A 20,837-nucleotide genomic window follows, 5' to 3' on the forward strand; every position below is an offset into this window, starting at 1 on the left:
TGCCCATTCTCTCATGTCAGCGCCACCGAGCCGGTCTTGACCTGCCGTGCTGAGTCGAGGAGTTCGGCTGCATGGGCCTTCGCCGAGGAGGAGTCCTCCATTCCGGCGAGCATCCGCGAGAGTTCGATGACCCGTTCGTCTTCGCTGAGTTTCCTGACCCCGGACTTCACGGTCTCGGCGTCGTCGTCCTTGACGATGGTGACGTGGGTGTCGGCCCAGGCTGCGACCTGAGGCAGATGGGTGACGACGATGACCTGCGCGTTCTCAGCCAGTTTCGCGAGGCGGCGACCGATCTCGATGGCGGCCTTTCCCCCGACACCGGCGTCGACTTCGTCGAAGACGTAGGTGGGGATGGCCTCCCCCGCCGCGCGGACGACTTCGATGGCGAGCATCACTCGTGAGAGCTCACCACCGCTGGCGACCTTGCCGATATCGTCACCGACTGAAGAATCGTGAGGGGCGAAGGTGAGGCGCACATCGTCGCAGCCGTGGGACGTGGGTTCCCGTTCGGTGAGTTCGAAGGTCACCTGGGCCTTCGGCATCGACAGGGCCGCAAGCTCTGCGCTCACGGCGCGGGAGAAGGATGTGGCAGTCGCGGTTCTGATCTCGGTCAGGGCGCTGCCGGCAGCTTCCATGGCGTTGCGTGCCTCGTCCAGTTCGGCGTCGAGGCGCCCGAGGTCGCGGTCATCGGCTTCGAGCTCAGCCAGCTCCTGAGCCGAGCGTGTTTCGAAGTCGAGGACTTCGGCCACGTCCTGCCCGTAGGCTGCCAGTGAACCAAGTTCGGCTCTGCGAGCTTCGGTGTCTTCGAGTGAGGTCTCCCCCAGCTCGTCGAATCCGGTGAGGTAGGAGCTGAGCTCCGCGGCTGAATCGGAGAGGCGCAGGACCGCGTCGTTGAGGGCGGCTTTGATGCGAGCCAGTTCCGGGTCCGCAGATTCCACGTCGGACAAGGCGCTGATCGCCTGGTGGACGTGGTCGACTGCGGCGCCGGCATCGTCGAGTTCGCTGCCGAGGAGGAGGTCGTGGGCACTGCCGACGGCCTGCGTGATCTCAGCCGCGGCACCGAGTTTCGCGGCCTGTGCGGTCAGGGCCTCGTCTTCACCTGGGATCGGGCGGACCTTGTCGATGGCTTCCAGACACCCGTTCAGCCACAGGATCCGTTCCCGTCTGGCCGCGGTGCTGTCCTTGATCCGCGCGACTCGGGCCTGAGTCTCACGCCAGTTCTCAAATGCTGCGTGGTAGGAGTCGGCAACTACAGCGAGTTCGGGTCCTCCGGCTGCGTCGAGCAGCTGCCGCTGCTGGGCGGGGCCCTTGAGTCGCAGCTGTTCGGATTGTCCGTGGAGGGTGATGAGCTCATCGGAGATCTCGGTCAGCACCGAGATGGGGACGGTGCGTCCACCGGCGGTGGCGCGGGCGCGGCCCTTCTGTGCCACGGTCCGGGAGATGATCGCCTCGCCCTCGGCGCTGCCGCCGGCCTCTTCGATGCGCGAGCGCACTGAGTCGGTGACGGCGGAGAAGATGCCTTCGACCTCGGCCTTCTCAGCACCTTTGCGAACCACACCGGCACCGACCTTGCGGCCCATGAGCAGGCTCAGCGCGGAGACGAACATCGTCTTACCGGCACCGGTCTCACCGGTCACGACGGTGAAGCCCGTGGAGAGTTCGACCTCTGCTTCGGCGATCACGCCGAGGTGGGAGATCCTCAGTTCGGAAATCATCTACGCCTCCTCGATCGGTCCCCGCCAACCGGAGACGGGCAGTCGGAACTTCGCCACCAATCGATCGGTGAAGGGACCCTTGTGAAGTCGGGCCAGCTTGATCGGCGACCGTGAACGCTTGGCTTCGATCCGTGCCCCGGCGGGCAGCTCCAAAGCCCTCCGGCCATCGCACCACAGGACTGCGGCGAAATCAGGATTGCCAGGAGAGATTTCGACGCCGAGGCGGGAGTCGGGGTTGACGACAAGCGGTTCGGTGAACAGTGCGTGGGCTGAGATGGGGATGAGCAGCAGTGCTTCGACCTCGGGCCAGACGATGGGGCCGCCGGCGGAGAACGCATACGCGGTCGAACCTGTGGGTGTGGCCAGGATGACCCCGTCGCAGCCGAACGACGACACCGGTCGAGCGTCGACGCCGAGGACGACGTCGATCATGCGTGCCTTGGACGTCTTCTCGATTGTGGCCTCGTTGAGGGCCCAGGCGTTGTAGATCGCCTCCCCTTCATGCCAGACGGTCACGTCCAGGGCGAGGCGCTCCTCGACCAGGTAGTCACGCTGGGAGGCGCGATGGACCGCCTCGGCGAGGTCTTCTCGTTCGCTCTCGGCAAGGAAACCCACATGTCCGAGATTGACGCCCATCAGCGGGACCCCGGAACCATGGAAGCGTTCGGCTGCCCGCAGGATAGTGCCGTCACCGCCGAGGACGATGACGAGTTCGCATCTGGTCTTCCAGATCGCGAGCTCGGCTGGGCCGATGACCTCACAGCGGCTGAGGAGATCCCTCTGGACGTCGGCGTGGGAACTGCGCGCGGCGAAGTCGAGGACCTCTTCGTCGAGGACGACCGGGATGATCCCGTCATCGAGGAGCGCCTTCCACACGCTCACTGCTGCCACTGCTGATTCCTCGCGCTGAGGGTGCAGCAGCACCATGATGTGTCGGCTCACGGCTCTCCTCTCATGATCTGGTCCAGATGGGCTGCGATGTCTGCCTCATTGAGCCTATCGGACTCGGTTCGTGTTTTCCCTGGTTGAACACGCAGGAAGTACTCCCGGTTTCCGCTGGGCCCGGGGAGCACGGAGGCCGCGATGTCGATCACGCGAGCCTCATGTTCGGCAATGCCGGCGAGGACGGAGTCAAGGGCCCGACGGCGGCTGCCCACGGTCGACACGACGCCGTGCTTGTCCAGTGCGCCCCGGGCGAGTTCGAACTGGGGTTTGACCATGAGCAGGAGTTCGCCGCTGGGCAGAGTGTGTGCCAGCAGCGGAGCCAGCAGCAGGCGCAGGGAGATGAATGACACGTCGGCGACGACCACATCGACCTGTGGCACGTCGGAACTGCCCAGTTCGCGTAGGTTGAGGCCCTCCCGGACACGGACTCGAGGGTCCCGGCGGAGTCCTGAGTCGAATTGATCGTGCCCGACATCGACGGCCCACACCTCTTTCGCTCCCCGGTGCAGGAGGACCTGGGTGAAGCCGCCGGTGGAGGCACCGGCGTCGAGCGCGGTACTGCCTGCGAAGTCGGCGATGGAGAAGGAGTCGAGGGCACCGAGGAGTTTGTGTGCGCTGCGCGCCACCCAGGGGTCGGGTTCCGTGACCGTGAGCTCGTCGGCGTCGGTCACGTCCAGAGAGGGCTTCACGGCTGCTCTGCCGTTGACGCTGACCCGTCCGGCAGCGATCTCCCGTGCCGCACGGGAGCGTGTGGCGATCAGTTCCCGTTCGACCAGTTCGCGATCGAGTCGGCTCACAATGAACTCACCTGCGAGTCGAGGTCGTCGAGGAGTACAGACAGGAGTCCGTGTCGTTCGGCGCCTGGGGCTTCACTGATCTGCACAAGTTTGCGGCGCCAGGTTTCGACCGGCACATCACCATTGACGGAGCCCGGTGTGGGTGCAGCGGCCTGGTTCGGTCCGACGGTCTGCTGTGGTTCGTGCATCGGTTCAGTCATGGATCCTCCGTGGCAGATTCCCTGGAGCCACGTCGTCGCCGCGGTCCATCGCCTCCCATGCTAATCGGAGTGCGTCCTGGACGACGGAGGCCCCAAGGTGGGCCGATTCGTCCAGGCGCAGTTCGCCATCGCCGATTCGCCAGTCCCCGGCTCCGTGTGTCCCCTGAGCAGTAGGCCGGGGGCTCGACTGGGCGCTGTCGGCGATGAGTCTCGGCAGGCCGCGCAGGCTGGGCAGGATGTAGGTGGGGCGCAGACCAGGACGTGCTTGCAAGGCGTCATGAATGTCGTGGACGCCGGTAAGGACGAGAGCGGTTTCGAAACCCGCCGAGTTGCCGCCTTCGATATCCGTGTCGAGGCGGTCTCCGACCATGAGGGGTCGTTTGGCTCCGATCCTGTGTGCCGCGAACTCCATCATGTGTGGAGAGGGTTTGCCGACGACGGTCGGCTGGGCACCTGTGAGTCGGGAGAGCATGTCGATGAAAGCCCCATTGCCCGGGACCCGGCTTCTGGGCCCGACCATCGAAAAGTCGGGGTTCGTCGCCCACCATTCGATGCCTGATGTGATCGCCTCACAGGCGCGCACGATGCTCTGGTAGGTGATGTCCGGGTCGAGGCCCTGGGCGATGGCGACGGGGTCGTCGTCTAAGCTGCGCGTGACGCTCAGGCCCTCGGATTCCAGCGCTGCGGCCAGACCTGTTGTGCCCACCAGGTAGATGGGTGCCCCGGTTGGAAATTGTGCGGCAAGCTGTCCCGCCAGCACCTGCGCCGAGGTGGTCACCTCGGCGGCTGTTGTGCTGATTCCCAGTGTGGAGATGTGCTCGGCGACCACCTCGGCGGTGCGGGTGGCGTTGTTCGTCACATAGTTGACGGGAATGGACTGCTCGTGGAGGACATTGATGCCCTCCACTGCTCCGGAGATCGGGTCCGGACCGTGGTAGACGACACCGTCGAGATCGAACAGCACACAGTCGATCGGTGCGCCCGATTCCTCAGGCGCACGTCGATCGACCGGGGATGCTGCGTTCGCGACTGGCGTCACTGATGACCGTTCAGCCGATAGGAGACGTTCGACTCCTCTGGCTTCGCGTTGTCAGGAGCCTTGAGGCTCGTGTCCGATTCTTCGGGTTCCGCGTGAGCTTCTTCGGAGGCTTCGGAAGTCTCCTCATCGGAGGCCTCGACTTCCTCAGCGTCCTCGAGCAGTTCGTCGAGTTCGGCTTCGATCTCCTCATCGGAGACCTTGACCTTCTTCAGTTCCTTCTCCGAGACATGTGTCTTCGACTTCGCCGGAATCTGATCGTCTCCAGCATCGTCTGCGACATCGTCCGCAACGGAGTCGTCTGCAACCACACTATCCGTGCCGGTGTCGTCAACCTCGGCGTCTGCTGCCTCAGCATCGGACTCGTCAACCGCCTGATCTTCATCGGCAGCATCGGTCTCGTCGGTGGCATCGGCAGCGTCATCCCCTGGCTCAATGAGCTCCTCATCGGGGACTTCTTCGACAGTCTCGATCTCCACGCCGAGGTTGGGGTCCGGTTCCTCGTCTCCGAAGAGGGTTCCCGTGGCCTTGGCAGTGCGACGTGACAGTTCTTCGTACTTGTCGGCCATCTCGGTTTCACCGTGCAGGCGCAGCAAGTCGGAATACGCGGCCATCAGTCGCACCAGTGCACCGCTTGGCTTCTGGGTGAAGTCTTCGGCTTCGATCAGAGCTCGTGCGCCCTTGAGGTCACCGAGGTCCGATTTCGCTCCGGCAGCAACAATGACGAGTTCGGTGCGAGCATCGTTGTCGAGTTCGAGCTCACCGGCGGACTCAAACAGTTCGATGGCCTTCTTAGGCTTGTCACGACCGCGTTCTGCATCGGCGATGAGCGCAATATTGTCGTTCGAACCGGAGATGCGTCGGTGCGTGCGCAGTTCGCGAACTGCCTCGTCGTACTTCTCCACGTGATAAGCGGCAATGCCGAGGGCTTCTCGGACCAGGCCGACGCGACCCGCACGGGCCATGGCCGCCTTCGCGTGTTCGTAGGCGCGTTCCGGATCGACATCCAGGAACCCTCCTGCGGAGACGAGGTGCTTGGCAACTGCTGCTGCGTTCTCTTTGTCAAGGGAACGCAACTGCCCCAGCAGCTCTTTGTCGAGCTCCTTACCGGTGACCTCTTCGGGAATCGGCGGCTCCTGGATCCGCGGCCGGCGCGCACGCTGCTCGCGTGCGTATTCGCCGGTATCAGTAGATCGCGTGGCCCTGCGGTCGTTATTGTTCCGACCGGAACCTCCGCGGTCTCCGCCGTCATCGTCACGACGTCGACTTCCTCCGCGATCATCGCGGCGGTTGCCCTGGTAACCACCACGACGCTCATCACGACGGTCGCCCCCGAAGCTGCGACGCTCACCATCGTTACTCCGATTGCCCTGGTAACCACCACGACGCTCACCGTCATTGCTCCGGTTACCCTGGTAACCGCCACGGCGGTCGTCGCGACGCTCACCATCGTTGCTCCGGTTACCTTGGTAACCACCGCGACTGTCATCACGACGGTCGCCACCAAAGCTGCGACGCTCACCATCGTTACTCCGGTTACCCTGGTAACCACCGCGACGGTCATCACGACGGTCGCCCCCGAAGCTGCGACGCTCACCATCGTTGCTGCGATTACCCTGGTAGCCCCCGCGACGCTCACCATCGTTACTCCGATTGCCCTGATAACCGCCACGACGCTCGCCGTCGTTACTCCGGTTACCCTGGTAACCACCGCGACTGTCATCACGACGGTCGGCCCCGAAGCTGCGACGCTCGCCGTCGTTACTCCGATTGCCCTGGTATCCGCCACGACGGTCACCGTCATTGCTGCGATTGCCCTGGTATCCGCCACGACGGTCACCGTCATTGCTCCGATTGCCCTGATAACCGCCACGACGCTCACCGTCGTTGCTCCGGTTACCCTGGTAGCCCCCACGACGCTCACCGTCATTGCTGCGATTACCCTGGTATCCGCCTCGGCGGTCGTCGCGACGATCGGAGTTACGTGACCCGCGCTCGTCCCGGGACTGGTGGGAGTCCTGTCGACGATTGTGATTGCTGTCGCGGTCTGAGCGGCGCCCGCCGTCCGAGCGGCGGTTGTGCTGGCTGTCTCGCGAATCCCCTGGGGCCACGATTCTCCCTATAAAGTCTTTTCAATGATTCCGCACCATTCTAGTCCACTCGAAACGGGTAAGTCCTGTGGGTGGGAACACGTATTGAATGCCAGCGGCGCACCTCGGTATCCGCGGTTCGCTGTCTTTCGCAGTCACCGGCCAGGCCGAAGCCGCACAATGCCTGGTCGGCGGTCGCCTCGATTCGACCGCCGGCCAGAGGGTGCATGATTAGGCGGAACACTCCCCTAATAGGAATTAGGTGCCAACAACAGCTCGGGATCGCTGTTAAGCGCTCTGTTAGAATCATGGCGAAGCGCCCCGTGGGCAAAGGGCTACGGGACGCACGGTCATCTCATCGCGGTCAGTAGGGGATTCATGAAGGCTGGTGTGGAAGATTCGAGCATTGTGGTCCAATCCTCGTCCGCCTCCGCATCAATGGTTTTATCACCCCTTAAAACTACATCCGCAATTGATCATCTCCGGAAAGCACGTCCTAATGATGGAGCGCAGCTTAGGCACCATCGCGGGATTACCTGCTCTTTCAACTCTCCTATCGACCTTCCGACAATTGTGCTCATTGTCACCGGAAACTCCGCGCACAGATCGCACGATGAGGCCCCACAGGGCAGCCGCGGAACCGGGCGCAGCGCAGACATAGGCGAGGGCACCGGGCGTCGTGCAAGGCCGCATGTGCGCACCGTATCGTCGGCTTTCTGTGATCCGGTTCATTCGATTGAGCATCGAATGCCCTTGTTCGCATATCGTGGCTTTCGGAAGCGTCACCACCAGCGCAAGGAGGAGGCATGCTGACAGCTTTGACTCCCACTTCGACATGGGTGGACCAGACAGCCTCAATCTCAACAACAAACACCATCAAGGAATAGGAGACATCGTGCCCAACACGCTTTTCATCGATGGACAGTGGGTTTCGGCCCAGAGCGGCGGGATCAGAGAGATCCACAATCCTGCCGACGGCAGTTTCGTCGCCGAGGTGGACGAAGCCAGCCCAGCCGACACCGAGCTCGCAATCGCTGCCGCCCGTCGGGCCTATGACTCGGGTGTATGGTCAAGCGTGCCCGCCAGCGAGCGGGGCGATCTTCTCCTCAAATTCGCGTCGGTCCTGCGTGAGCGCAAGGCCGAGTTCGCACGCGCCGAGTCACTCGACACGGGCAAGCGCTACGTCGAGTCCGAGATCGACATGGACGACATCGCCAACTGCTTCGACTACTTCGGCAAGCTTGCCGCCAACGACGCAGGCCGCGTCGTCGACGCCGGCACCGACACGGTCGCCAGCCGCATCGTCCACGAACCTGTCGGCGTCTGCGCCCTCATCACCCCCTGGAACTACCCGCTGCTGCAGGCCGCATGGAAGATCGCACCGTGCCTGGCAGCAGGCAACACGTTCATCCTCAAGCCTGCCGAACTCACGCCGCACACGGCGATTCTGACTCTGCAGGTGCTTGAAGAGCTGGGACTTCCTGCCGGAGTCGGCAACCTGATCCTCGGTGCCGGTGCGGATGCAGGGGCACCACTGTCAACACATGATGACATCGATATGGTCTCCTTCACCGGTGGCCTGGTCACGGGACGTCTCCTGGCGGCAAACGCAGCCGCGACCGTGAAGAAGATCGCCCTTGAGCTGGGCGGCAAGAACCCGAACGTCGTCTTCGCCGATGCCGACTTCGAAGCCGCTGTCGACAATGCGCTCAACGCCGCATTCGTCCATTCCGGTCAGGTCTGCTCCGCCGGAGCCCGACTGATCGTCGAAGACTCGATCGCGGAGAAGTTCGTCGATCGCCTCGTCGAACGTGCTCAGCAGATCCGCCTCGGCGGGCCCTTCGATGACAATGCTGAAACCGGACCCCTCATCTCTGCAGCCCACCGCGACAAGGTCACCGCCTACGTCGACAAGGGCGTCGCCGAAGGCGCCCGCGTGCGCTGCGGCGGCACGTGGGGCGAAGGCGAGCTGGAGAAGGGCTACTACTACCTGCCCACCATCCTCGACCAGGTCGAACGCGGAATGTCCGTGGTCTCTGACGAAGCCTTCGGTCCCGTCGTCACCGTCGAGACCTTCTCCTCAGTCGACGAGGCAGTAGAGATCGCCAACGACACCTACTACGGCCTGGCCGGAGCAGTCTGGAGCCAGGATGCGGGCAAGACCCAGCTGGTCGCCCAGCGTCTTCGCCACGGAACCATCTGGATCAACGACTTCCACCCCTACCTGCCACAGGCGGAGTGGGGCGGATACAAGCAGTCGGGCTCCGGCCGCGAGTTGGGACCGACCGGTTTGGCCGAATACCAGGAAGCCAAGCACATCTACCAGAATCTCGAGCCAGCCGTCACCGGCTGGTTCCCCGATCACAGCAAATAAGGAGAGTCGGAACGTGGAAACTACTCATAGCTTTGACTATGTTGTCGTGGGCGGAGGCTCCGCGGGCGCTGCCGTCGCAGCACGCCTCAGCGAGGATCCCGAGGTCAGCGTCGGCCTCCTGGAAGCAGGCCCGACCGATGTCGGCCAAGACATGGTTCTGCGCCTCAACCGGTGGATGGAACTGCTCGAGTCCGGATTCGACTGGGACTACCCCATCGAGAAGCAGGAGCACGGCAACTCGTTCATGCGCCATGCCCGCGCGAAGGTCCTCGGCGGCTGCTCGTCTCACAACTCGTGCATCGCCTTCTGGGCGCCGCGGGAGGACCTGGACGACTGGGAAACCAAGTTCGGCGCCACCGGATGGGGCTCGAAGGACACCTTCGGCCTGTACAAGAAGCTCGAGACCAACGAGCTCCCAGGTGACCACCACGGCCATGACGGTCCCGTGCACCTGATGAATGTGCCACCGGCCGATCCGTGCGGTATTGCCCTGCTCGACGCCTGTGAACAGGAGGGCATCCCCCGGGTTCAGTTCAACGAGGGTAAAACAGTCATCAACGGTGCCAACTTCTTCCAGGTCAACCGCAAGGCAGACGGCACGCGTTCGTCGTCCTCGGTGTCCTACCTGCACCCGATCCTCGACCGTGAGAATCTCACGATCCTCACCGACACTCAGGCCAAGGAGCTCGAGTTCGATGCCGAGGAGAACTGCACAGGGGTCCTCGTCGTCAACAATGCCTTCGGTCATACCAAGCGCATCGAGGCCAAACGCGAGGTCATCGTCTCCTCCGGTGCGATCAACACGCCTCAGCTGCTCATGCTCTCGGGCATCGGACCAAAGGATCACCTCGCCGAGGTCGGAGTCGACGTCCGCGTGGATTCGCCGGGAGTCGGTGAACACCTGCAGGACCATCCCGAGGGTGTGATCTCCTGGGAGGCTAAGAAGCCGATGGTCGAAGACTCCACTCAGTGGTGGGAGGCCGGCATCTTCACCCCCACCGAGGAGGGCTTGGATCGCCCCGACCTGATGATGCACTACGGTTCTGTGCCATTCGACATGCATACTCTCCGCCAGGGGTACCCGACCGCGGAGAACACGTTCTGCCTGACACCGAATGTCACGCATGCCCGTTCGCGCGGAACGGTGCGCCTGCGCTCACGTGACTTCAGGGATAAGCCGCACGTTGATCCTCGGTATTTCACCGATCCTGAGGGCCACGACATGCGGGTGATGATCGCCGGAATTCGCAAGGCCCGCGCGATCGTCTCGCAGGATGCCATGTCCGAGTGGGCCGGTGAAGAGCTGTTCCCCGGCAAGGACGTCCAGACCGATGCGCAGATCGAGGACTACATCACCCGCACCCACAACACCGTCTACCACCCAGTGGGCACGGCACGGATGGGTGCCGCCGATGATCAGTCCTCGCCTTTGGACCCTCAGCTGCGGGTCAAGGGCGTCAACCGCCTGCGCGTCGTCGATGCCTCCGCAATGCCGGAGATCACGACGGTCAACCCGAACATCACGGTCATGATGATGGGTGAGAAGTGTGCAGAGATGATCAAGGCAGGAAACTGACCCAGTCGCGAGGCTGCGCAAGAGCCAGCGTCATCGCATAGACAACGGGGCTGAACCGATTCAAGTATCGGTTCAGCCCCGTTGTCGTCTAAGGAACCGGTCATGGTCGTGAGTCCAGGTCGTTCAGCGGGTGTGAACCCGAGAGCTGCTCACTCCTGACCTGTTCCCTCACTCCTGACCTGTTCCCTCGCTGCTGGACTTTTCTGCGCTGCCGGTGCGGGAGGCCAGGGTTGAGGGCCGTTTGCCCTTGCCTTTGCCCTTGGCCGGGTCGGCATAGGGATCGCGGAATGTTGGCGCCGGTTCGACTGGTTCGGGAGCTGTGACGACTTCGACCTCATCGTCATACTCGTGACCGAACTCGTCGTCGCCCTCTCTGCGTTCGACTTCCTCGGGTGGCAGAACCTTCTTCCATCTGCGCATGCGGACCCGGGGAAGGTCACCGGCGTCTTCGCGCAGAGCTCGCATCAGGGCGTAGATCTGGAAGTAGGCGATGACGAAGAAGGGCAGACCCACGAGGATGATCGTGGACTGGAGTGCTTCGAGGCCCCCGGATCCGGAGAAGACCAGCAGCGCGGCGGTGACGACGGCAACGGCCAGCGCCCAGAAGATGCGCTGAGGCAGCGGGTTGAAGTCTTCATGACCGTTGTTCATCGTGTCGACGACGAGTGCCGCGGAATCCACCGAGGTGACGAAGAAGATGACCACGATGATGATGGCGATGATCGACACCACTCCCGACAGCGGATAGTGCTCAAGGAATGCGAACAGGGCTCCGGGGATGTCACCGTCTCCGACGACACGGTCGACGAGACCTCCACCCTTGTTCATCTCAATGTCGAAGGACGCATAGCCGAACACGCCGAACCAGATCACGGAGAACGCTGACGGGATGGCCAGGACGCCGATGACGAACTGGCGAATCGTCCGGCCACGGGAGATCCGTGCAATGAAGATGCCGACGAACGGTGACCAGGTGATGGTCCATGCCCAATAGAACACGGTCCAGCTGCTCTGCCAACCTGTGTCTGCGAAGGTGTCGTTCCACAGGGCCAGTTCGGGCAGGGACTGGATATAGGTGCCAAGCGACTCGAAGATGCCTCGCGCCATGAACAGGGTCGGGCCGAGGACGATGATGAAGATCAGAAGCAGAATGGCCACGACGATGTTGATGTTGGACAACACCTTGATGCCCTTGTCCAGGCCCAGCGACACAGAGATCGTTGCCAGTCCGCAGACGACGCCGATGATGATGAGCTGCCACAGCGCGTTCTCCGGAATTCCGAGAACCTGGGCCAGACCACCGTTGATCTGGAGTGTTCCGAGCCCGATGGATACGGCGACTCCGAAGACAGTGCCGATGATCGCCACGACGTCGATGGTCTTACCGATCGGTCCGTGGATGCGTTCACCCAGGATGGGTTGGAAGATCGAGCTGACGCGCGGCGGGAGATTGCGTTTGTGGATGAAGTAGGCGAAGCACAGCGCCGGCAGGGTGAAGATCGTCCAGGTGTGCAGCGTGAAGTGGTAATAGGTGAAGTTCATGGCATCCACCGCGGCTTCGACGCTGCCCGGTTCGATTCCAAGGGACGCCCGGGGAGGGTCACCGAAGTGGCTGACCGGTTCTGCGACGCCCCAGAACATGAGGATGGATCCGATGCCAGCGGCGAAGAGCATGGCGAACCAGGCGCCGTTGGAGTGCTCGGGTGCTTCGTTGTCGGGACCAAGCTTCGCCCGCCCGTATCGCGACGCTGCGATGTAGATGAGGAACACCAGGAAGACTGTGACACCGAGGATGTAGAACCATCCCAGGTTTCTTAGCAGCCAATCCGACGCAACCGAGACTCCTGCGTCGAGGGCATCGGTGAAGAAGATGGTTCCAAGGACAAACAGAATGATGACTGCGGCCGATGAGAAGAAGATCGCAGGATTCGTTCGAAGCCTGAGGCTATCGTGCAAGCGATTGAGCATGTGCGTTGCCTTCCTATGCTGTGTGCGGTCCACATTACCGATGGGACCTGCACAGACTACAAACCGACCTGTTACAGCTGTATATCGATGCAGCCGAAGGATGCGGGTGCCTCGAAGAAACTTCGCACTACCCTACTTCACTCCAAGCGCTCCGTGCATGGATCTGTGAACCAAATTCATGAGCCCAGGCTGGGTCGTCTGGGCTGTCTTTGGCACGTGACATCGGGAGTGCGCACCGGCGCAAAAGAGCATAAAAATGGGGGTCCGTCAAACGACGGACCCCCCCCCCCCCCCCCCCCCCCCCATAAATAAAGAAGGAGGGGGAGTGTTCGCTGAACCAAATCAGCGAGCACTCCCCCTCCCAAAGAATATTGCGGCAGTCACTTACTCTCCCACAACCACCAAGTTGCAGTACCATCAGCGCGAATGGGCTTAGCTACCGGGATCGGAACGGTTAACCGGGCGTTTCCCCACCACTATCACCACCGCAAAACCAACAAACCAACTACCACCCCAAGAACACACAGTCCTCAAAGAGTCAGTAGCGGTCCAAGAACCGTACAGCGAACGCGAACACCACACATAACGTGACTCATCACAAAGAACGTCTCGTGAAACCCTACACATGTTACTCACACACACCAACCACAATAAAGGATTGTATGAGTGATCGGCGTATTAGTACCAGTCAACTCCACACCTCACGATGCTTCCATACCCGGCCTATCAAACCCATAATCTATAGGACACCTCACCCCCAACAAGTGGGGTTGGAAATCTCATCTCGAAGCAGGCTTCCCGCTTAGATGCTTTCAGCGGTTATCCTTCCCGAACGTAGCCAACCAGCCATGCACCTGGCGGTACAACTGGCACACCAGAGGTTCGTCCGTCCCGGTCCTCTCGTACTAAGGACAGGCCTCCACAAATTTCCTACGCACGCAGCGGATAGGGACCGAACTGTCTCACGACGTTCTAAACCCAGCTCGCGTACCGCTTTAATGGGCGAACAGCCCAACCCTTGGGACCGACTACAGCCCCAGGATGCGACGAGCCGACATCGAGGTGCCAAACCATGCCGTCGATATGGACTCTTGGGCAAGATCAGCCTGTTATCCCCGAGGTACCTTTTATCCGTTGAGCGACCACGCTTCCACAAGCCATGGCCGGGTCACTAGTCCCAGCTTTCGCTCCTGCTCGACACGTCCGTCTCACAGTCAAGCTCCCTTGTGCACTTACACTCGACACCTGATTGCCAACCAGGCTGAGGGAACCTTTGGGCGCCTCCGTTACTCTTTAGGAGGCAACCGCCCCAGTTAAACTACCCATCAGGCACTGTCCCTGAACCCGATCAGGGTCCGAAGTTAAGAAATCCAGTATAGTCAGAGTGGTATTTCACTTGACGACTCCACCCCCACTAGCGTGAAGGTCTCACAGTCTCCCACCTATCCTACACAAACCACACCGAATCCCAATACCAAACTATAGTGAAGGTCTCGGGGTCTTTCCGTCCTGCTGCGCGTAACGAGCATCTTTACTCGTAATGCAATTTCGCCGAGTTCGTGGTTGAGACAGCAGAGAAGTCGTTACGCCATTCGTGCAGGTCGGAACTTACCCGACAAGGAATTTCGCTACCTTAGGATGGTTATAGTTACCACCGCCGTTTACTGGGGCTTAAATTCTCCGCTTCACCCCCCTCAAGGGGTTAACGAGTCCTCTTAACCTTCCAGCACCGGGCAGGCGTCAGTCCGTATACATCGACTTACATCTTCGCACGGACCTGTGTTTTTAATAAACAGTCGCTTCTCTCTGGCCTCTGCGACCACCACCAGCACATCACCAAGCAAGTTGGCTTCACCGGGATGGTCCCCCTTCTCCCGAAGTTACGGGGGCATTTTGCCGAGTTCCTTAACCACGATTCTCTCGATCACCTTAGTATTCTCTACCTGACCACCTGTGTCGGTTATAGGGTACGGGCAACACACAACCTCACGCCGATGCTTTTCTCGGCAGCATAGGATCACCAGATCACCCCACCAAAATGGGGCGCCCATCAGCTCTCACACTCAATGTGGGGACGGATTTACCTACCCCCACGTGCTACGACCTTAGACCACGACTACCATCGCGTGGCCTGGCTACCTTCCTGCGTCACACCTCGCGCTTACCGACTCCACACTCAGGTCCCACACCACACACCAACCAGACATCCGAAGACATCACGGGCATGTGACATGGTTAGTATCACGTGTTTTGGTATTGACGGTTATGCGTCGGTACCAGAATATCAACTGGTTGTCCATCGACTACGCCTGTCGGCCTCGCCTTAGGTCCCGACTTACCCAGGGCGGATTAGCCTAGCCCTGGAACCCTTGGTCATCCGGTGGACGGGTTTCTCACCCGTCTTTCGCTACTCATGCCTGCATTCTCACTCGTACCGGCTCCACCACTCGTTCACACGGCGACTTCACTGCCAGCACGACGCTCCCCTACCCAACACCCCACCATTACGGCTTATTGGGATGCTGCCACAACTTCGGCGGTGTACTTAGCCCCGCTACATTATCGGCGCTCAATCACTTGACCAGTGAGCTATTACGCACTCTTTTAAGGATGGCTGCTTCTAAGCCAACCTCCTGGTTGTCTTCGCAACTGAACATCCTTTCCCACTTAGCACACGCTTAGGGGCCTTAGTTGATGGTCTGGGCTGTTTCCCTCTCGACAATGAAGCTTATCCCCCACTGTCTCACTGCCACGCTGAACCTTACCGGCATTCGGAGTTTAGTTGACGTCAGTAACCCGGTGGGGCCCATCAGCCATCCAGTAGCTCTACCTCCGGCAAGAACCACGCAACGCTGCACCTAAATGCATTTCGGGGAGAACCAGCTATCACAGAGTTTGATTGGCCTTTCACCCCTAACCACAGGTCATCCCCTCCATTTTCAACTGAAGTGGGTGCGGGCCTCCACGCGCTCTTACACACGCTTCACCCTGCCCATGGCTAGATCACTCCGCTTCGGGTCTAGGACACGCGACTGAAACGCCCTATTCGGACTCGCTTTCGCTACGACTACCCCACAACGGGTTAACCTCGCCACGCACCGCTAACTCGCAGGCTCATTCTTCAAAAGGCACGCCATCACCCCAACAAGGAGGCTCTGACGGATTGTAAGCACATGGTTTCAGGTACTATTTCACTCCCCTCCCGGGGTACTTTTCACCATTCCCTCACGGTACTATCCGCTATCGGTCATCAGGAAGTATTTAGCCTTACCAGGTGGTCCTGGCAGATTCACACGACATTCCACGAGTACCGTGCTACTCGGGTATATGCACAACGTTGGGGCCACATGTTTCGTCTACGGGACTCTCACCCACTCCGGTACTGTTTCCCACCAGCTTCGACTACACGCAGCACACATCAACGTTCCGGTCATGCTGGACCGAACACGCATACCCCACAACACCAAGCCAGCAACACCAGCACGTTTGACACTGACAAGGTTTAGGCTCTTCCAGTTTCGCTCGCCACTACTCCCGGAATCATATTTTATTTTCTCTTCCTACGGGTACTGAGATGTTTCACTTCCCCGCGTTCCCCCCACACACCCTATATATTCAGATGCGGGTCACCACACTCTCATGTGGCGGGGTTTCCCCATTCGGACACCCTCGGATCACAGCCCGTTTATCGGCTCCCCGAGGCTTATCGCAGATTTCCACGTCCTTCATCGGCTCCTGATGCCAAGGCATCCACCATGCGCTCTTACACACTCATACCAACCACAATGAAGTCAGTCGATAATTGTGTGCGCGAAAAAAACACTTTCGGATTTCACAAGAAAAATCACATTACATAAACAACACACACAAGTGTGTTGTTGATGCTCGCGTCCACTATACGATTCTCAAACCACTACCAAACACCACCCACACCCACACTGCTACAGCAGTATGACCATGACCTGGGTCGGTCCGTTAGATTGAAACCACCACACCACAACCACCACACCCTCAAAAGAGTGCGCATCGTTGTGGGGCCTGTGATTCCAGGACCCAATAACGTACTTGTTCTAGCCCACCACACAACCCCCGCGAACACGGAACATACCGTGACCACGCAGGTCGGATGAGCGAAAATAGCAATGTTCCACCCTTGAGCTGCCCAACCAGACACACAATCGGTGTCTGTTGTCGGGGTTCTTATGTGTGCTCCTTAGAAAGGAGGTGATCCAGCCGCACCTTCCGGTACGGCTACCTTGTTACGACTTAGTCCCAATTGCCAGTCCCACCTTAGACGGCCCCCTCCACAAGGGTTGGGCCACCGGCTTCGGGTGTTACCGACTTTCGTGACTTGACGGGCGGTGTGTACAAGGCCCGGGAACGTATTCACCGCAGCGTTGCTGATCTGCGATTACTAGCGACTCCGACTTCACGTAGTCGAATTGCAGACTACGATCCGAACTGAGACTGGCTTTAAGGGATTCGCTAAAACCTCGCGGTCTCGCATCTCTCTGTACCAGCCATTGTAGCATGCGTGAAGCCCAAGACATAAAGGGCATGATGATTTGACGTCATCCCCACCTTCCTCCGAGTTGACCCCGGCAGTCTCCTATGAGTTCCCACCATTACGTGCTGGCAACATAGAACGAGGGTTGCGCTCGTTGCGGGACTTAACCCAACATCTCACGACACGAGCTGACGACAACCATGCACCACCTGTACACCAACCTCAAAGAGGAAAACCTGTTTCCAGGCCGGTCTGGTGTATGTCAAGCCTTGGTAAGGTTCTTCGCGTTGCATCGAATTAATCCGCATGCTCCGCCGCTTGTGCGGGCCCCCGTCAATTCCTTTGAGTTTTAGCCTTGCGACCGTACTCCCCAGGCGGGGCACTTAATGCGTTAGCTACGGCGCGGAGAACGTGGAATGTCCCCCACACCTAGTGCCCAACGTTTACGGCATGGACTACCAGGGTATCTAATCCTGTTCGCTCCCCATGCTTTCGCTCCTCAGTGTCAGTTACAGCCCAGAGTCCCGCCTTCGCCACCGGTGTTCCTCCTGATATCTGCGCATTTCACCGCTACACCAGGAATTCCAGACTCCCCTACTGCACTCTAGTCAGCCCGTACCCACTGCACGCGCAACGTTAAGCGTTGCGTTTCCACAGCAGACGTGACCAACCACCTACGAGCTCTTTACGCCCAATAATTCCGGACAACGCTTGTACCCTACGTATTACCGCGGCTGCTGGCACGTAGTTAGCCGGTACTTCTTCTGCAGGTACCGTCACCACCCGAAGGTGGCTTCTTCCCTGCTGAAAGCGGTTTACAACCCGAAGGCCGTCATCCCGCACGCTGCGTCGCTGCATCAGGGTTTCCCCCATTGTGCAATATTCCCCACTGCTGCCTCCCGTAGGAGTCTGGGCCGTGTCTCAGTCCCAGTGTGGCCGGTCGCCCTCTCAGGCCGGCTACCCGTCGTCGTCTTGGTGAGCCATTACCTCACCAACAAACTGATAGGCCGCGAGCCCATCCCCAACCGAAAAAACTTTCCACTCCAACTCATGCGAGTCGGAGTCATATTCGGTATTAGACCCAGTTTCCCGGGCTTATCCCGAAGTCGGGGGCAGGTTACTCACGTGTTACTCACCCGTTCGCCACTCATCCACCCCAGCAAGCTGGGGCTTCAGCGTTCGACTTGCATGTGTTAAGCACGCAGCCAGCGTTCGTCCTGAGCCAGGATCAAACTCTCCATAAAAAAATTATGTTGCGTTTATAACCCCGGCAAGACAGTCAAGCAACGATCACGGGGTGATCGCAGTTGACCTAAAAATTTCATACCCACACACAACAAAGTGCCCATTCCCGGCGAGGGGAACGAACACTGGTGTCTGGACATGTGATTGTCTTACCAGAAAAAATGTTTCTGGCATCACTATCTGTTCAAACAAATACGCTATTGGATTCTCAAACCACACACACTCACCCGTCACCACAAACCATAAATGGCCGTGTTCACCAGGGGTGTCAGTTTCAATTATGTTGCTGCTACCCGCTTCCTCGTGTGACCCAACCAAACTGTGTTTGTGCTGGTCACACCCGGTGAAAACTGTTCGAGAAGAACTCGTTTTCTGCGGGGCAACGAGATACAACTCTAGACCAGGCCAGGACTGCCACGCAACTCGAAATCGGAAAACCGGGCGTGACGCCCATCACCAGGGGTTATGTGGCCGTCTTGTTGCCCGGATTGGCGGGGTTCGTCGACTGTACGTGCCCCGCCGGATGGTCCACAGACGATCAGGCTCCGCGATATCCGGGCATCAGGGAGTCGCTGTCGACGATCTCCTTGCCCAGTGGCATGAGGGAGACGGGGATGAGCTTGATGTTGGCCCATCCCAGGGGGATTCCAATGATCGAGGCGAACAGCGGAATCGATGTCACCACGTGTCCGATAGCCAGCCAGACTCCTGCGACCACAAGCCAGATGATGTTGCCCAGAGTCGCTGCGACACCGGTTGGTTTCGTTTCGATGACTTCGCGGCCGAAGGGCCAGAGGGCGTAGTTGCCGATCCGAAATGCTGCGATCCCCCACGGGATGGTGACGATGAGGAGGCAGCAGATGATGCCGGCGAGATAGTAGCCAAGTGCCAGCCACAGCCCGCTGAAGATGAACCAGATGATGTTGAGCAGTGTTCTCATTGTGATGGCCTCGTTTCGACGTGGTGACTTGCGTGGATACGACAACACCGTGCCCTCGAACTGCTCAAGGACACGGTGTCGGTGGAATGCATGATGCTCAGCTGACGATGTCAACGGCTCCCAGGGTCTTCTTGCCCCGACGCAGGAGGATGACTCCTGCGCCTTCGGTGGGAAGCACCTCGGCGGGGGTCAGGGTCTGGTCCTGCTCGGTGACCTTGACGTTGTTGACGTAGGCACCGCCGTCCTTGATGGCACGACGAGCCTCGCCCTTGGATTTCACGATGCCCGCTGCCACGAAGGCATCGGCGACCGGCAGCCCCTCTGCCAGTTCGGTGGTGCTGACGTCGCCGCGTGGCAGTTCGGCCGTCGCCGCTTTCAGTGTGCCGGCGTCGAGGCTGGCCAGCTCTCCCCCGCCGAAGAGCGCTGCGGCTGCTGCGATCGCCTGCTCGTAGTGCTCCTTGCCGTGAACCAGCGTCGTCACATCCTCGGCCAGCACCTTCTGCGCCAGGCGGGTATGTGGTGCCGCGGTGAACTCGGCCTCGATCGCTTCGATCTCCTCCAGTGGCCTGAATGAGAACACCTTGAGGTACTTCACGACGTCGCGATCATCGGCGTTGAGCCAGAACTGGCTGAACGCGTACGGGCTGGTCAGGCTCGGGTCCAACCACACTGTGCCCGATTCGGTCTTGCCGAATTTGGTTCCGTCTGCCTTGGTGATCAGCGGTGTCGCCAAGGCGTGGACACTATGCGATTCGACGCGGCGGATGAGATCGACGCCGGAGGTCAGGTTGCCCCACTGATCGGATCCACCGGTCTGCAGGGAGCAGCCGTACCGACGGTGGAGCTCGAGGTAGTCGTTGCCCTGCAGCACCTGGTAGGAGAATTCCGTGAACGAGATCCCGGCCTCGCTGTTGAGCCTGGCAGACACGGATTCCTTGGCCAGCATCCGGTTGATCGGGAAGTGCTTGCCGACGTCGCGAAGGAAGTCGATCGCCGACATCTCGGATGTCCACTCATAGTTGTTGACGATCTGCGCGGCATGCCGGCCGGAGAAGTCGAGGAACTTCTCGACCTGTGCCCGGATCTTCTCCACCCACTCTTCGACGACTTCCTGCGGGTTGAGCGTCCGCTCCCCCGACATCCGGGGATCGCCGATGAGGCCGGTCGCGCCGCCGACCAGGGCCAGTGGATTGTGCCCGGCCTTCTGCAGTCGAGCGGCTGTGATGAGCTGGACCAGGTTGCCCATGTGCAGGCTCGGGGCGGTGGGATCGAAACCAACATAATAGGTCAGCGAATCCTCGTTCAGAGCCTTCTGCAGGGCAGCCTCGTCGGTCGAAACCGCCACGAGGCCACGGGCCTTGAGTTCACTGAAGATGTCGGTCACTTCGGTCCTTTCGAATCTGTGTGGTGCGTCGGTGCGGCACCGACGGGGTCAATTCTACGG

The 20,837-nt window shown here is 60.2% G+C and carries 12 protein-coding genes and 3 rRNA genes; 3 read left to right on the forward strand and 12 right to left on the reverse strand.

Features of this window, described 5'->3' with window-relative positions; all coding sequences use genetic code 11:
* Window positions 1–11 precede the first annotated feature (11 nt).
* From recN to AAFP32_RS10035, 6 genes are read right to left on the reverse strand one after another with little or no spacing between them, the layout of a single operon-like run.
* Entirely contained in the window at window positions 12–1,715 is a 1,704-nt protein-coding gene (gene recN, locus AAFP32_RS10010; protein ID WP_350269010.1) for a DNA repair protein RecN, read from the reverse strand.
* Window positions 1,716–2,657, reverse strand: coding sequence for an NAD kinase (locus AAFP32_RS10015; protein WP_350269011.1), 942 nt, complete (start codon window positions 2,655–2,657; stop codon window positions 1,716–1,718).
* Window positions 2,654–3,457, reverse strand: a complete 804-nt coding sequence (locus AAFP32_RS10020) for a TlyA family RNA methyltransferase (RefSeq protein ID WP_350269012.1) — start codon at window positions 3,455–3,457, stop codon at window positions 2,654–2,656. Before AAFP32_RS10020 ends, AAFP32_RS10015 begins: the two co-directional genes overlap by 4 nt.
* Window positions 3,454–3,657, reverse strand: a complete 204-nt coding sequence (locus AAFP32_RS10025) for a hypothetical protein (RefSeq protein WP_350269013.1) — start codon at window positions 3,655–3,657, stop codon at window positions 3,454–3,456. Before AAFP32_RS10025 ends, AAFP32_RS10020 begins: the two co-directional genes overlap by 4 nt.
* Window positions 3,650–4,696: an HAD-IIA family hydrolase gene (locus AAFP32_RS10030; RefSeq protein WP_350269014.1), complete on the reverse strand. Its 1,047-nt coding sequence runs from the start codon at window positions 4,694–4,696 to the stop codon at window positions 3,650–3,652. The genes AAFP32_RS10025 and AAFP32_RS10030 overlap by 8 nt, the downstream gene beginning before the upstream one ends.
* Window positions 4,693–5,769, reverse strand: coding sequence for a hypothetical protein (locus AAFP32_RS10035; RefSeq protein ID WP_350269015.1), 1,077 nt, complete (start codon window positions 5,767–5,769; stop codon window positions 4,693–4,695). Before AAFP32_RS10035 ends, AAFP32_RS10030 begins: the two co-directional genes overlap by 4 nt.
* Between AAFP32_RS10035 and AAFP32_RS10040 the strand changes: the two genes are divergently transcribed.
* From AAFP32_RS10040 to AAFP32_RS10050, 3 genes are all read left to right on the forward strand, one after another.
* Window positions 5,725–6,681 (forward strand): hypothetical protein, encoded by a 957-nt coding sequence (locus tag AAFP32_RS10040; protein WP_350269016.1) that lies wholly within the window; start codon window positions 5,725–5,727, stop codon window positions 6,679–6,681. The genes AAFP32_RS10035 and AAFP32_RS10040 overlap by 45 nt on opposite strands.
* 997 nt (window positions 6,682–7,678) lie before the next feature.
* Complete coding sequence (locus AAFP32_RS10045; protein WP_101618807.1) at window positions 7,679–9,157, forward strand: aldehyde dehydrogenase family protein; 1,479 nt, start codon at window positions 7,679–7,681, stop codon at window positions 9,155–9,157.
* Window positions 9,158–9,170: 13 nt separating this feature from the next.
* A complete protein-coding gene (locus AAFP32_RS10050; protein WP_350269017.1) occupies window positions 9,171–10,733 on the forward strand; it encodes a GMC family oxidoreductase in 1,563 nt (520 codons plus the stop codon).
* 168 nt (window positions 10,734–10,901) lie between these two features.
* On the opposite strand, the gene AAFP32_RS10055 is transcribed toward AAFP32_RS10050, so the two are convergent.
* The 6 genes from AAFP32_RS10055 to tyrS all read right to left on the reverse strand — a co-directional run bounded on the left by AAFP32_RS10055 (window position 10,902) and on the right by tyrS (window position 20,777).
* A complete protein-coding gene (locus AAFP32_RS10055) occupies window positions 10,902–12,701 on the reverse strand; it encodes a BCCT family transporter (RefSeq protein WP_350269018.1) in 1,800 nt (599 codons plus the stop codon).
* Window positions 12,702–13,072: 371 nt separating this feature from the next.
* Window positions 13,073–13,191: ribosomal RNA gene (gene rrf / locus AAFP32_RS10060) — 5S ribosomal RNA — on the reverse strand.
* Window positions 13,192–13,359: 168 nt separating this feature from the next.
* Window positions 13,360–16,478: ribosomal RNA gene (locus AAFP32_RS10065) — 23S ribosomal RNA — on the reverse strand.
* Between the two features lie 440 nt (window positions 16,479–16,918).
* A 16S ribosomal RNA gene (locus tag AAFP32_RS10070) occupies window positions 16,919–18,452 on the reverse strand.
* The 16S, 23S and 5S rRNA genes sit together here, the layout of an rRNA operon.
* A gap of 539 nt (window positions 18,453–18,991) precedes the next feature.
* Window positions 18,992–19,393, reverse strand: a complete 402-nt coding sequence (locus AAFP32_RS10075; RefSeq protein ID WP_350269019.1) for a YccF domain-containing protein — start codon at window positions 19,391–19,393, stop codon at window positions 18,992–18,994.
* Window positions 19,394–19,490: 97 nt separating this feature from the next.
* A complete protein-coding gene (tyrS, locus tag AAFP32_RS10080) occupies window positions 19,491–20,777 on the reverse strand; it encodes a tyrosine--tRNA ligase (RefSeq protein WP_350269020.1) in 1,287 nt (428 codons plus the stop codon).
* Between the last annotated feature and the right edge of the window lie 60 nt (window positions 20,778–20,837).

Origin of the sequence: Brevibacterium sp. CBA3109 (assembly GCF_040256645.1) — a bacterium.
In the GTDB taxonomy this organism is placed as follows: domain Bacteria; phylum Actinomycetota; class Actinomycetes; order Actinomycetales; family Brevibacteriaceae; genus Brevibacterium; species Brevibacterium koreense.

What these genes read in the sequence shown, in the direction of transcription:
- recN (WP_350269010.1), bottom strand. Translation starts at nt 1,715, where the DNA reads ATGATTTCCGAACTGAGGATCTCCCACCTCGGCGTGATCGCCGAAGCA.
- AAFP32_RS10025 (WP_350269013.1), bottom strand. Translation starts at nt 3,657, where the DNA reads ATGACTGAACCGATGCACGAACCACAGCAGACCGTCGGACCGAACCAG.
- AAFP32_RS10055 (WP_350269018.1), bottom strand. Translation starts at nt 12,701, where the DNA reads ATGCTCAATCGCTTGCACGATAGCCTCAGGCTTCGAACGAATCCTGCG.
- AAFP32_RS10075 (WP_350269019.1), bottom strand. Translation starts at nt 19,393, where the DNA reads ATGAGAACACTGCTCAACATCATCTGGTTCATCTTCAGCGGGCTGTGG.